Source organism: Sphingobacterium kitahiroshimense (genome assembly GCF_025961315.1).
GTDB classification, from domain to species: domain Bacteria; phylum Bacteroidota; class Bacteroidia; order Sphingobacteriales; family Sphingobacteriaceae; genus Sphingobacterium; species Sphingobacterium anhuiense.
This window is the reverse complement of record NZ_JAOQNK010000001.1, coordinates 3215874-3229506: the sequence shown is the minus strand read 5'-3', so window position 1 is coordinate 3229506 and position 13633 is coordinate 3215874. Positions and strand designations below refer to the sequence as shown.

The 13633-nt window shown below is 33.8% G+C and carries 16 protein-coding genes; 13 read left to right on the top strand and 3 right to left on the bottom strand.

The window, feature by feature from the left end:
- The first annotated feature begins 48 nt into the window (after positions 1–48).
- The 8 genes from rpsD to M2265_RS14270 all read left to right on the top strand — a co-directional run bounded on the left by rpsD (position 49) and on the right by M2265_RS14270 (position 7287).
- On the top strand, positions 49–657 hold the full coding sequence (gene rpsD, locus M2265_RS14305) for a 30S ribosomal protein S4 (protein WP_021190947.1): 609 nt from the start codon (positions 49–51) through the stop codon (positions 655–657).
- Between the two features lie 91 nt (positions 658–748).
- Entirely contained in the window at positions 749–1741 is a 993-nt protein-coding gene (locus M2265_RS14300) for a DNA-directed RNA polymerase subunit alpha (protein WP_108159147.1), read from the top strand.
- Between the two features lie 71 nt (positions 1742–1812).
- Positions 1813–2313 carry a 50S ribosomal protein L17 gene (gene rplQ / locus M2265_RS14295; RefSeq protein WP_132771533.1) on the top strand — a complete coding sequence of 167 codons (501 nt, stop codon included), beginning with the start codon at positions 1813–1815 and terminating at the stop codon, positions 2311–2313.
- Between the two features lie 139 nt (positions 2314–2452).
- Entirely contained in the window at positions 2453–3586 is a 1134-nt protein-coding gene (locus tag M2265_RS14290; RefSeq protein WP_132771798.1) for an aspartate aminotransferase family protein, read from the top strand.
- Between the two features lie 21 nt (positions 3587–3607).
- Positions 3608–4579: an acetylornithine carbamoyltransferase gene (locus M2265_RS14285; RefSeq protein WP_021190950.1), complete on the top strand. Its 972-nt coding sequence runs from the start codon at positions 3608–3610 to the stop codon at positions 4577–4579.
- Between the two features lie 39 nt (positions 4580–4618).
- Positions 4619–5416 (top strand): acetylglutamate kinase, encoded by a 798-nt coding sequence (gene argB / locus M2265_RS14280; RefSeq protein WP_132771797.1) that lies wholly within the window; start codon positions 4619–4621, stop codon positions 5414–5416.
- 10 nt (positions 5417–5426) lie between these two features.
- Complete coding sequence (proC, locus tag M2265_RS14275) at positions 5427–6230, top strand: pyrroline-5-carboxylate reductase (RefSeq protein ID WP_021190952.1); 804 nt, start codon at positions 5427–5429, stop codon at positions 6228–6230.
- Complete coding sequence (locus M2265_RS14270; RefSeq protein ID WP_132771532.1) at positions 6223–7287, top strand: M20 family metallo-hydrolase; 1065 nt, start codon at positions 6223–6225, stop codon at positions 7285–7287. The genes proC and M2265_RS14270 overlap by 8 nt, the downstream gene beginning before the upstream one ends.
- A gap of 57 nt (positions 7288–7344) precedes the next feature.
- On the opposite strand, the gene M2265_RS14265 is transcribed toward M2265_RS14270, so the two are convergent.
- Positions 7345–7818, bottom strand: a complete 474-nt coding sequence (locus M2265_RS14265; protein WP_021189698.1) for an Lrp/AsnC ligand binding domain-containing protein — start codon at positions 7816–7818, stop codon at positions 7345–7347.
- A gap of 220 nt (positions 7819–8038) precedes the next feature.
- On the opposite strand from M2265_RS14265, the gene M2265_RS14260 reads away from it, so the two are divergent.
- The gene (locus M2265_RS14260) at positions 8039–9082 is read left to right on the top strand and encodes a hypothetical protein (protein WP_132771531.1); all 1044 of its coding nucleotides are present in this window, start codon (positions 8039–8041) and stop codon (positions 9080–9082) included.
- Here M2265_RS14260 and ruvC read toward each other — a convergent pair whose 3' ends face one another.
- Positions 9083–9649 carry a crossover junction endodeoxyribonuclease RuvC gene (gene ruvC, locus M2265_RS14255; RefSeq protein WP_132771796.1) on the bottom strand — a complete coding sequence of 189 codons (567 nt, stop codon included), beginning with the start codon at positions 9647–9649 and terminating at the stop codon, positions 9083–9085.
- Positions 9650–9772: 123 nt separating this feature from the next.
- On the opposite strand from ruvC, the gene M2265_RS14250 reads away from it, so the two are divergent.
- Both M2265_RS14250 and M2265_RS14245 read left to right on the top strand, forming a co-directional pair.
- Positions 9773–10750: a lysylphosphatidylglycerol synthase domain-containing protein gene (locus tag M2265_RS14250; RefSeq protein ID WP_132771530.1), complete on the top strand. Its 978-nt coding sequence runs from the start codon at positions 9773–9775 to the stop codon at positions 10748–10750.
- Between the two features lie 25 nt (positions 10751–10775).
- On the top strand, positions 10776–11864 hold the full coding sequence (locus M2265_RS14245) for a glycosyltransferase family 2 protein (RefSeq protein WP_317126555.1): 1089 nt from the start codon (positions 10776–10778) through the stop codon (positions 11862–11864).
- A 1-nt stretch (position 11865) separates the two neighbouring features.
- Here M2265_RS14245 and M2265_RS14240 read toward each other — a convergent pair whose 3' ends face one another.
- Complete coding sequence (locus M2265_RS14240; RefSeq protein ID WP_021189694.1) at positions 11866–12603, bottom strand: lysophospholipid acyltransferase family protein; 738 nt, start codon at positions 12601–12603, stop codon at positions 11866–11868.
- Between the two features lie 82 nt (positions 12604–12685).
- Between M2265_RS14240 and M2265_RS14235 the strand changes: the two genes are divergently transcribed.
- The gene (locus M2265_RS14235) at positions 12686–13024 is read left to right on the top strand and encodes a DUF2089 family protein (RefSeq protein ID WP_243655456.1); all 339 of its coding nucleotides are present in this window, start codon (positions 12686–12688) and stop codon (positions 13022–13024) included.
- Between the two features lies 1 nt (position 13025).
- On the top strand, positions 13026–13373 hold the full coding sequence (locus M2265_RS14230) for a hypothetical protein (RefSeq protein WP_132771529.1): 348 nt from the start codon (positions 13026–13028) through the stop codon (positions 13371–13373).
- Positions 13374–13633: the final 260 nt, after the last annotated feature.

Sequence of the window (13633 nt, the reverse complement as noted above, 5' to 3'; positions counted from 1 at the left end):
GATAAGATTCATTAGCTAAAGGCTAATAGATACTTTAAGAGAAAAAAAATGGCTAGATATACAGGACCTAAGTCCAAAATTGCCCGTAAATTTAGAGAGCCGATTTTCGGCCCAGATAAAGCGTTAGAAAAAAAGAATTATCCTCCTGGACAACATGGAGCATCTAAACGCAGAGGTAAACAATCTGAATACGCTATTCAGTTGTTAGAAAAGCAAAAAGCAAAATACACTTACGGGGTGTTAGAGCGTCAATTCGCTAATTTGTTTGTTAAAGCTGCCTCAAAACAAGGTATTACAGGGGAGATCTTCTTGAAATTATTAGAAGCTCGTTTAGATAACACGGTATACCGTTTAGGTATTGCCCCTACTCGTTCTGCTGCACGTCAGTTAGTATCGCACAAGCACATTACTGTTAACGGAGAATTAGTTAACATTCCATCATATAGCTTACGTCCAGGTGATGTAATCGCTGTTCGTGAGCGTTCTCAAACTCTTGAAACAATCACTGATTCAGTTGCTGGTAGAATCATCAACAAATACTCATGGTTGGAGTGGAATGCAAAAGAACTTACAGGTACTTTTTTAAGTTTCCCTGAGAGATCTGACATTCCTGAGAATATCAAAGAGAACTTAATCGTAGAGTTATACTCTAAATAATAAATAAAGTAGCAATATGCATAGTCCATTATGGATTATGCATATTCTATTGTATTGCAAGTATTATTACAAAAACTTTAAAAAGAAATAAATGGCAATTTTAGCATTTCAAAGACCGGATAAAGTTATCATGCAAAAATCTACAGATTTTGATGGTACGTTCGAATTTCGTCCATTGGAGCCTGGTTTTGGTGTAACCATTGGTAATGCTTTGCGCCGTATTTTATTGTCCTCATTAGAAGGATATGCAATTACGTCGATAAGGTTTTCAGGCGTTTCGCACGAATTTTCAACTATCAAAGGTGTAGTTGAAGACGTTACGGAGATCATTTTGAATTTGAAACAAGTTCGTTTTCAAAAAACTGGTGATCAAGGTGATAGCGAAAAGATATTTGTAGTAATCAATGGTCAAGAGCAATTCTCAGCTGGTGATATCACAAAATTCTCAAACAACTTTACAGTATTAAATCCTGATTTGGTTATCTGTAACATGGATAGCTCGGTTACAATTGAAGTAGAATTGAGCGTAGCTAAAGGTCGTGGTTATGTAAATGCTGATGAGAATAAAGTCGTTGATGGTCCTGTAGGATTAATCGCGATTGATTCGATCTTTACTCCGATTAAGAATGTTAAATTTACCATTGAGAACTACCGTGTAGAACAAAAAACTGACTACGAGAAATTGTTGTTAGATATTTCTACAGATGGTTCGATTCATCCAGAAGAAGCTTTAAAAGAAGCTGCTAAAATCTTAATTCAACACTTTATCTTATTCTCTGATGAGAATATGCTTCTTGAGTCTCAGACTAAAGAGGAAACTAAAGTTGTTGATGAAGAAATTTTACATATGCGTAAAATTTTGAAAATGGAATTAGTTGACTTAGATCTATCAGTTCGCGCATTGAACTGTTTGAAAGCTGCTGATATTCGCTCACTATCTGAATTAGTTACTTATGACGTAGCAGATATGTTGAAATTCAGAAACTTCGGTAAAAAATCATTAAGCGAAATCCAAGAATTGGTTAAATCGAAAGGTTTATCATTTGGAATGAACTTGTCTAAATATAAGTTAGACGAAGATTAATATATTAATAAGCGGCTTGTATATAATTCCCTCTGTGAAGAGACGGTATATACATTAAAATTAAATTAAAAATGAGACACGGAAAAAAAGTAAATCACTTAGGTCGTACTGACAGCCATAGAAAGGCAATGTTAGCTAACATGGCAACGTCATTAGTAAAACATAAACGTATTACAACAACTTTAGCAAAAGCTAAAGCGTTACGTAAATATGTTGAGCCTTTGATTACTAAATCTAAAAACGATACGACTCACTCTCGTCGTACTGTTTTCGCTTACTTAAAAGATAAAGAGGCTGTTACTATCTTGTTCCGTGAAATTTCGGAAAAAGTAGCTAATCGTCCAGGTGGTTATACACGTATTATCAAAATGGAAAATCGTTTAGGTGATAACGCTGAAATGGCATTTATCGAATTGGTAGACTATAATGAAATTTACGGTGCTAAAGCTGCTACTGAGAAAAAAGCAACTCGTCGTCGTGGTACTTCTAAGAAGAAAGCTGATACAACTGAAGAAGCTCCAGCTGAAACGGATGTTACTACTGCGTCTACAGAAGAAGAAAACAAAGACTAGTTCTTTAATTTTTTTAGATATAAAGCCTATCATGAAAATGATAGGCTTTTTTATTTTTAACGGATTTTTAGGAAGACTTAGCTATATTTGCAATGCATATCGGACTTATGTTTCTCATTTAATTATTTATTCATTATCAATGGACTTATTTAACGTTTATCCCATTAATCCAATCAATATTGTAAGAGCACAGGGCTCAACGGTGTGGGATGCCGAAGAAAATCCTTACTTGGATTTATATGGTGGTCATGCTGTGATTTCAATTGGTCATACGCATCCAAATTATGTTCAACGTATCACAGAACAATTAAATCAAATTGGATTTTATTCGAATTCTGTGGAGATTCCTATTCAGCGTGAATTAGCTCAATTATTAGGTAAAGTTTCTGGGAAAGAGGATTATCATTTGTTTTTATGTAATTCAGGTGCAGAGGCAAATGAAAATGCGTTAAAGTTGGCTTCTTTTTATAATTCAAGAAAAAAAGTGATTGCTTTTTCAAAGGCATTTCACGGTCGTACATCTTTGGCAGTAGCTTGTACTGATAATCCAAATATTATTGCTCCTGTCAATGAGACTGATAACGTCATTTTCTTACCTTTTAATGATGAAGATGCTATATCTAATGCTTTCAAAAATTATGGCGAGGAAATTTCATCGGTGATTATTGAAGGTATACAGGGTGTTGGTGGCATAAGGGAAGCGTCTGTTTCATTTCTTCGTCTGATACGCACACTCTGCGATCAATATGCTTCTGTATTTATCGCTGATTCAGTACAGTGTGGTTATGGCCGTTCTGGTTTGTTTTATTCTCATGATTATTCTGGGATAGAAGCTGATATTTATACTATGGCAAAAGGTATGGGTAATGGTTTTCCTATCGGTGCAATTAGCATCGCTCCAAAATTTGTGGCATCATACGGTATGCTGGGAACTACTTTTGGGGGAAATCATTTGGCTTGTGCAGCCGCTGTTGCTGTCTTAGAAGTTATTCAACAGGATAGTTTAATTCAAAATGCAGCGACTGTTGGATCTTATTTAATTGAAGAATTACGCAAGTTTGATCAAATTTCTGAAGTAAGAGGAAGAGGACTGATGATAGGTATTGATTTACCTAGTGAATTAGCGCATGTAAGGAAAGATCTGTTGGAAAAGCATAGAATATTTACAGGTGAAGCAAAGCCTACTGTAATACGCTTATTGCCCGCATTAAATACAACAAAAGAAATGGCCGATCAATTTTTAACGGCTTTTACAGAAATTTTGGAAGGTTAGTTTTTTGAATAAGATAAATATATGAAAAAGTTTTTTTCAGTTAAAGATGTTGCTAGTGTTTCTGAAATAGTTAAAGAAGCAATGGAGTTGAAAGCTAACCCTAACACTTTGGAAAGTTTGGGCAAATACAAAACATTGGGTCTGGTATTTTTAAACCCAAGTTTGCGCACACGTTTAAGTACTCAAAAAGCAGCTATGAATTTAGGAATGAATGTCATGGTTATGAATATGGATAAAGATGGCTGGGCATTGGAGACTCAAGATGGTGTCGTAATGAACGGAACTACTGTTGAACATATCCGTGAGGCCGCAGCGGTAATGGGTGAGTATTGTGATATTTTGGGCTTACGTTCTTTTCCTAAATTGAAAAATAGGGATGAGGATTACTCTGAAGATTTATTTAATAAGTTTATCGAATATTGTGGTGTTCCAGTTGTGTCTTTGGAAAGTGCAACCCGCCATCCTTTACAGAGTTTAACTGATATTATAACAATAAGTGAATATAAAGTCACAGAAAAACCAAAGGTTGTTTTAGCGTGGGCACCACATGTAAAAGCTTTGCCACAAGCGGTACCAAATTCTTTTTCAGAGTGGATGTGTCAAGCGCAGGTTGAAGGCTTGGTCGATTTCACTATAGCACATCCAGAGGGATATCAATTGTCTGAAGAGTTTACTGAGGGTGCGAAGATTTCAAATGATCTAGATCAGAGTCTCAAAAATGCAGATTTTGTTTATGTTAAGAATTGGTCTTCTTATGAGGAATATGGTGAAGTATATCCAGTTATTGAAAATTGGTTAATTGATAATGAGAAATTAGCGTTAACAAATGACGCAAAGGTTATGCATTGCTTACCAGTAAGACGTGATTTAGAATTATCCGCAGAGGTACTTGATGGGCCTAATTCTTTGGTCATTAAGGAAGCTGGTAATCGTGTATGGGCTGCACAGGTTGTTTTAAAACGTATGCTTGAAAGCTTAGAAAAAAATAAATAGGTCTGTAAATAAATTATTTTGGAAGATTTAGAGAGAAAGATGTCAAATAGTGGCCTTAATATTATAAAAATTGGTGGCAATATTATCGATGATGAAGTATTGTTAGACTCATTTTTGGAAAAATTTGCGGCTTTGCCTGGCAAAAAAATCTTAGTGCATGGAGGAGGAAAGATTGCGACACGTATTGCAACAGATTTGGGAATTGAAGCTAAGATGGTGGAAGGCAGAAGAATTACAGATGAAGCAATGTTGCGGGTTGTTACAATGGTGTATGCGGGTTTAACTAATAAGAATATTGTTGCAAAGCTTCAAGTTTTACAATGTGATGCTATTGGTTTAAGTGGTGCAGATGGAGGTACAATTAAAGCAATAAAGCGACCTGTTAAAGATATTGATTACGGCTTTGTCGGGGATATTTTGCACGATTCTGTCAATACTGCTTCTATTAAGAAATTTTTGGAAGCGGGATTTGTTCCTGTATTTTCTGCAATAACTCATAATGGTTTAGGACAACTTTTAAATACCAATGCAGATACGATCGCATCAGCTTTAGCTGTTGGGCTGTCATCATTATATGATACATCTCTAGTATATTGTTTTGAAAAAAATGGTGTACTTAAAGATATCAATGATGAACAGTCTGTAATTAATTCAATCCGTGCCGACGAATTTTTACAGTTAAAGGAAGACGGTGTTATTCATGATGGAATGGTACCAAAATTGCAAAATGCATTCGATGCTATACAAAAAGGTGTTCGGAATGTGTATATTGGTCATGCCAATAATTTGCACTTATTCCAACAGGGCCAATTTGGCACTTGTTTGACCTTAAAATAGAATTTTAATCATGAAAAGAATTACCATTATCGGAACGGGGAATATTGGTTTGTCTCTTGCAAAAGGATTAGTAAAAAATCAGTTTTGTAATGCGGATCAAATCACTTTAACAAGACGTAATATTAAAGCCTTAAATCAAGAAAGGGAAGATGGTTTTGTTGTTACAGATAGTAATATCGAAGCAGTTAGAGATGCCGATATTATTGTCTTTGCAATTTTACCTCAACAATTACGAAAAGTTTTGGAAGAAATAGCTCCGATAGTTCAAGGTTCTAATCAGGTTTTTGTATCTGTTGTATCTGGGGTAAGTTGCGTTGATATAAAAGAAGTGCTTGGTGTAAATGCATTGGTCGTAAGGGCAATGCCAAATACAGCAATTGCAATTGGTCAGTCGATGACATGTATTGCAACTGATAATGCACCTTCAGATATTGTGAAGGATGTAGAAGTTATGTTTGAAACGGTGGGCGCAGTTGTAGTTATTAACGAAGATTTAATGACTTCTGCTACTGCATTATGTGCTTGTGGTATTGCTTTTTTCTTGAGAGCTATACGAGCAGCTTCACAGGGTGGAGTAGAAATTGGTTTTCATGCGCATGATGCTCTTAAAATGGCTGTTCAGACAGCAAAAGGTGCCGCAGATTTATTATTGCAAACTCAATCACATCCTGAAAGTGAAATTGATAAGGTGACTTCGCCTAAGGGGTGTACTATTGCAGGGCTTAATGAAATGGAACACCATGGTTTCAGTTCCGCATTTATTAAAGGAATAAAATTGTCTGCACAAAAAGCTGGAGGCCTCTACAATGAATAATCGAGTTGAGTTATTTGAAGAAAGTTTAGCCTTATTAAAGTCTTTAATACGTACCCCTTCTTTTAGTAGAGAGGAAGAAGAAACTGCAACGATAATAGCACAATTCTTTACTGCGAAAGGAATTGTTCCCTACAGAAAAGCAAATAATATTTGGGTTTATAATAAATGGTATAGTACCGATAAACCTACGATACTGTTGAACTCACATCATGACACTGTAAAACCAAACACTGGTTATACAAGAGATCCATTTTCTCCAGATATAGTAGATGGAAAGCTTTATGGATTAGGAAGTAATGATGCAGGTGGATGTTTGGTTTCTTTGATTGCAACTTTTCTACATTTTTATGAAGACAAAGATTTAAAATATAATTTTTGTTTAGCAGCTACTGCTGAAGAGGAAATCTCCGGTAAATGTGGAATTGAATCAATTGTTTCAGATTTAGGAACTTTAGATTTTGCTATAGTAGGAGAACCAACTTTAATGGATTTAGCGATCTCAGAAAAGGGCCTAATGGTATTAGATTGCACTGCTCATGGCATATCAGGCCATGCTGCACGAGATGAGGGAGAAAATGCTTTATATAATGCATTAGCAGATATCGAATGGTTTAGATCCTACCAGTTTGAGCGTGAATCAAATAAATTAGGACCCATTAAAATGTCCGTGACGATGATTCAGTGTGGTGTTCAACATAATGTTGTTCCCGCAACTTGCGATTATGTTGTCGATGTTAGAACAACAGATGCATACAGTAATGAAGAAACATTAGAAATAATAAAACTACATGTACAATCTGATGTCCATGCTCGTTCAACACGTTTAAATTCATCTTCTATTCCAGAAGATCATCCTCTTGTTTTGTCAGGTGTTAGTCTTGGAAAAAAGACTTATGGCTCTCCTACAATGAGTGATCAAGCATTGTTGCGGATACCTTCTGTGAAGTTAGGACCGGGCTTCTCCGGACGATCGCATATGGCCGATGAGTTTATTTTCTTGGATGAAATTAGGAAAGGCATTGACGATTATATTAATATTTTAGAAAAAATCGTATAAACAAAAAAGCACAAAATATATTTTGTGCTTTTTTGTTTATACGATTAATAATTTAGACTAGACTAAACTAATCTGTCTTTTTATACTCTCTTCAAGAGATATAATAGTCTCAGTACGCTGAATTCCTTGTACAGATTGTATATCTTCATTTAATACTTTACGCAGGTGTACAGTATCGCGACAGATTATTTTTGCAAAAATACTATATTGTCCCGTGCAGTAATGTAATTCAACGACTTCTTTAATTTCTTTTAATTGAGCAACAGCATCAGAGTATTGAGATCCTTTTTCAAGGTAAATCCCTAAGAAGGCAGTGATATCGAAACCAACTTTCTGAGGATTAATAATTAAGTTGGATCCTTTAATAATACCTAGTTCTTCCATTTTTTTCATGCGTACATGTATAGTGCCACCAGATACAATTAACTTTTTTGCTATTTCTGTATAAGGAATAGACGCATCATTCATCAAAATTGATAATATCTGAATATCAAGATTGTCTAAATCGTAATTAGAATAGTTGTTTTCCATTAAAAGTGCTGTTATTAATTAAGTTAACCCAAACCGATAATTTATTACCAAATAGTCGTATCGGATTAAATTTTTAAATTTTTCAAAAATACTAAGATTTGTTGGTTTATCTATGTAAATTTAGTAAAAATTTTATATACATATTGTTAATGTGATATTTAAATAACAAATTTTGTATAGATTTTTATTGCTATTGGCATTTGATTTTAAAAAGATATTTATGGAAATAGAAGATGTTAAAATTTCAAGGAAGAAACCCATTTTTGCAGTAGGAGAGGGATTACATAAATACTTGAGACTATATCAACGTGATGCAAAGCTTCCTATTACTTATAAGGATCTTTTATCTTTTACTGAAACTATACCTGTATTGGATAAATACGGTAACGACACTTTTTGGGAAACGCCATTATATCCACCATATCTGATTGATCATTTATATGAAGGTTTGAAAGTAATATATGCTAAATTAAAGGCATCGGGTAATACCCGTATTGTGCAACATAAGTATATTGATCGTGTTGAGTATTGTGCGTTTGGTAATACAAGGCCTTTTCGAATTCGTATTGTAAACCGACTGAATGATGTTTATGATTATTTTTATATTAAGCAAGCTGATGCATCTCGTATTTATGGCTTAGAATTGGAGGAAATCTTATCGCCAAATCAGGTAAATTATATGGTCGATAATGAAACTTTGGTTGAGGAACATATTGTTGGAATCCCTGGTGATACTTTTGCCAAGCAACGGATGTATACACCAGATTATAATCTAACACGTATTTCTAAGGAGTTTGTTAAATTTAACGAACGTTGCATAATTACTTTGTTAGGTGATATGCGCGCTTATAATTTCGTCGTACAAATAACTCCAGATTTTGACGATTTTCAATTCAGAATTCGAGCTATTGATTTTGACCAGCAATTTTATGAAGGCAATCCAAAAGTGTACATGCCACAATTTTTCAAAGAAAACTTTCCTTATGTGAAACTTTCAATGGAACATTTGACAGAAAAAACGGTTTCTCAATATCAACAAGAAGAGCGATCATCTATTGTACATCGTGTACGTAGTGAAAGGCATCGGATCGCTGACCTTAGGGACGCATCAAAAACCCAACAATTATCGACAGAGGAAAATATAAAACAATTGCGTGAAGCTTATGCAATTTCTCATTCAAGTGAACAGTATTTGAAGTGTAAATCGATGACTGATATTGTTGAATTAAATGTGAAAAATGTTATAAGGCAAGTACAGCTATAATTACTTGATTCTTTTTTCATTATCTTTTACAAATGCACTCCAACCACTGTAACTTTTGCCAGTTTCGGAGGTCGCATTTTTTTGAAAGGAATGACAAACAGCAACAGCTAATCCATCTGTTGCGTCTAAAAATTCAGGGCTTTCATTAAATTTTAATAATGATTTGAGCATGCCTGCTACTTGCTCTTTGGTTGCATTTCCATTTCCAGTTACTGATTGCTTTATTTTTCGTGGAGCATATTCAAATATAGGAATATCAAAATTTAATGCGGCGGCCATAGCGACACCTTGTGCTCTTCCTAGTTTCAACATTACTTGTATGTTTTTTCCATAAAATGGAGCTTCTAATGCAACACTGTCCGGTTTATATTCCTCTATTAAAGCAGTAGTTTTTTTAAATATACGTTGGAGTTTCAGAGCATGGTCATCAAGATGCCCCATTTTCACGACTCCCATAGTAATGAGACTGATATTGTTTCCTTGTTCACGTATGATTCCGTAACCTAGAACAGCTGTTCCGGGGTCAATACCTAAAATAATTCTCTCTTTTGCTTTCTCCTTCTGCATGTGCAATATTACATTTTTTATTTCGTAACGATTCAAAAATGAAGATGTAATGGATACTAATATTGCCATAAAATAACTTTAGCTTTGATTAATATTTAGTAACATTGTGTCCAAAATTGATAAATGCTAACAAAGGTTCAAAAAAAATATAGCGGGATATTGATAAAAATTGCGGTACTAGCTTTTGCTGGATGGTATATTTATCAACAATTATCCGATCCTAAAAATCTTCTGAAGTTTGAAACATTAATCGCAGGTATAGATCCTCATTATTTCTGGTTGACATTTAGCTTAATCGTGTTCTTGATGTTTGTTAATTGGATGCTTGAAGTTGTAAAATGGCAATATTTGGCTATTAGAATTGAAAGAATATCTTTTGAACGTGCATTTCAATCGGTATTTAGTGGATTAACATGGGCTATTTTTACTCCAAATAGGATTGGTGAATATGGAGGTCGTGTTTTGTTTTTGAAACCTGAAAATCGAGCAAAAGGTGCTATAGCAATGGGAGTTGGGTTATTTGCACAACTTGTATTAACCAGTATAGCTGGTGCTTTAAGTATTGCTTGGTTTGCATGTACTTATATGGATACTCCGGTTTCTATAGAGTTTGGAATTTGGTTATTAGCAATATTGTATGCGACAGGTTTTTTAGTACTTTATTTTAATGTGCATTGGATTGATTTATTGGTTGGTCGAATTAAATTTCTAGAACGTATCAAACCTTTCTTTTCTATTTTGGAAGAGTATACTTTTAAGGAATTGCTTGTTGTCATATTGATATCGTTGGCAAGATTTATCATTTTTACTTCTCAGTACATTATTTTAATGTTGGTCATTTTACCAGAATTACCATTCGTGGCAATGATTTTGATGATATTTATTCTTTTCTTTGTGCAGGCCGCATTACCGACATTGGATATTTTTGATTTTAGTGTAAGAAGTTTTGTTGCAGGTAATCTTTATAGTTATATCACAAATCAAGAACTAGCCGTGATGGCAATTGTTTCTTGTATTTGGTTCGTTAATTTGATACTTCCAGCTGTTTTAGGTTCTATTTTTGTTTTGAAAATAAATTTTTTTGGTGATTCTAAGTCTTAGTTTTATTACGATAATATTGGCGATTGTGTATATCGCTCTGGTTCTGTATATGCGGAAAGGTTGGTTTGAAATACCAACTGTAATATCGAACTGTTTACCGGTCAAACGTATTTCTATTATTATAGCCGCACGTAATGAAGAGAATGGTATAGCACGTACTATTGATGCTGTACTTAATCAAAAATTTCCACCTGAACAGTTTGAATTAATTGTAATCGATGACCATTCTACTGATCGGACAAGTGATGTTGTATTGTCCTACGCGCACAGAGGAGTACAATTAATTCAGTTGAATGAGAGCAATAAATTGAATTCATATAAAAAGCTTGCTATAGCGAAGGCTATTGATTTATGTACAGGAGAGATCATTGTTACAACTGACGCTGATTGTAGGATGGGTGAAAATTGGTTAATGACAATCATTAGCTATTTTGAAACTCAAGACTTATATCTTTTATCTTCTCCTGTAGTGTATTCAGAAGAGAAATCATTTTTTGAAAGACTTCAAACACTTGAGTTTTTATATTTAATAGGCTTAGGCGCAGCAGGTATTGGTAATAAAAATCCGACAACTTGCAACGGAGCAAATTTGGCATATCGAAAAGATATTTTTTATGAAATGGGTGGATTTGCCGGTATCGATGAATTAGCATCTGGTGATGATGAATTATTTTTGCATAAAGTTGCTGCAAAATATCCACATAAAATAGGATTCTGTAAATCTACAGATGCAGTGGTTTATACCGATGCTAAGCCTACAATTAGGTCATTTATAAGTCAGCGGAAGCGTTGGGCTTCTAAGAGTACAAAATATAAAAATAAAGCAATTGTGTTACTCGGAATCACAATTTGGTTATTCAACTTTTGTATGCTTACCTGTCTTATCGTAGGTTTATTTTATCATTATTCCTATCTTTTTACTTTTTTGGTAGTATTAATCGCTAAAATCATAGTTGAATATCTATTTATTCAACCCTTAACTCAGTTTTCTAAGAGAGAGGAGTTAATGCGGTATTTACCAATTCTTTCCTCGTTTCATATAATATACCTCGTGTATATTGGTATACTTGGTAATATCGGTAAATATGATTGGAAAGGTCGGCAGGTTAAATAATCTAACCATTTTTGACTTTTAAACGGATCTTCTGTTCAGCTTCTAATACTATTTCTTCCAAAGTTTTATCAGTTTTATCAATAGGATCTAAAACTTCCCAGCTCATTTTGACAAAGGGTGTAAGAGGAAATAAGCCATTTTTAGTCATTTCATATGAACCATTTATTGCGATAGGAACAATTAGTGCATCGGGATTTTTCTTTAATAATGTAGCTATTCCGCCAACATGAAAAGGCTTCATTTTACCATCTCGAGTGCGAGTACCTTCCGGGAAAATAAAAGCTGACCAGTTTTTGGTCTTCATATTATTTGCAAGTTTTAATATTTCACCGATAGACTGTTTTGAGTCCTTACGGTCAATATTTGCTGCCCCACCATGTTTCAAATTGAAGGAAATACTTGGAATTCCCTTCGCTAGTTCTATTTTTGAAATGAATTTTCCATGAAATCTTCGCAGAAAATAGATCATAGCCGGTATATCAAATGTACTTTGATGATTTGCAACGAAAATAATGGGCTGTCCGGTTGGAATGTTTTTATTATCAGTAAAAGATATCGTATTAAACAGCAAAATATTGCAATAGGTGAGAAAGAAATTAAGAATATCGACACTCTTTTTATGTGCTGTATATCCGCCAAACTTTAGGCTCAACCATTGTATAGGGTGAAAAACTAAAAGGCACAAGGCAAAAAAGAAATAAAAAATGGGTGTCAGAATAAATCCAATAATCTTCTTCATGTTTAAATCTAATAATTATTTACAGCAAATATAATTATTAATATACTTTACGAATAATTATTGATCGCTCATATTTTAAATTATGTTTAATAATACTTTTATAAAATTTATATTATTATTAATAATATTTATATTTATAGAAGAGATGAAAAAATTTCCAAACATATGCCCTAGCTGTGATACAAAATTAGAGGTCAGTAAATTAACTTGTTCTTCATGCAATACTGAGGTTAGCGGTAAATTTATGTTGCCAATTTGGACGCAATTAACTCTTGAGGAACAGGATTTTGTACTTGAGTTTTTATTAAAATCAGGAAGTCTGAAAGAGATGGCAAGTCAATTAGGCAAGAGTTATCCTACCGTAAGAAATAAGTTAGATGATCTTATTGATAAGTTATTGGGTTTAAAAAATAATGATTAGTATGGTTTTTAAAGAGAAACAGTCTTTTTGGAGTTGGTGGATGGTGATTTTGATCGTCTTTTTATTATTATCGACTTTAAATTATGAATGGAATGATATAAAAGATGGTAATTTCAAAGAATTAAGTGTAAATCCTGGGTTTTGGATTATTGCTGTTATTATTATTATATTTTCGTTCATTAAATTAAAAACAACAATAAACTCTCAAGGAATCATGATTCACTTCTTTCCCTTTCTATTGAAAAGTAAATTTATTCCTTGGTCAGAAGTAGCACAGGTTTCTGTAAAAGATTATAATCCTATATACGACTATGGAGGTTGGGGGGTATCGCATTGGAAGAAAAGGTAAAGCCTATAATACCAAAGGATCACATGGGTTGGAATTGATCTTTAAAAGCGGGTCTAGACTTTTGATAGGTACCCAAAAGAAATGCGAACTCAATACGATCATTTCTAAGGTTAATCAAGAAATTTTAAATAAGGACTATGAATAAAATACTTTTAAATCCATTTGATAATCTTTCGGAGACAAAACTTTTATCTATTGGTCTTATTTGATTTATAATCGGCACTTTTGTAGCTTGTTTTTAGGAGATTCCTTTCCTGGGA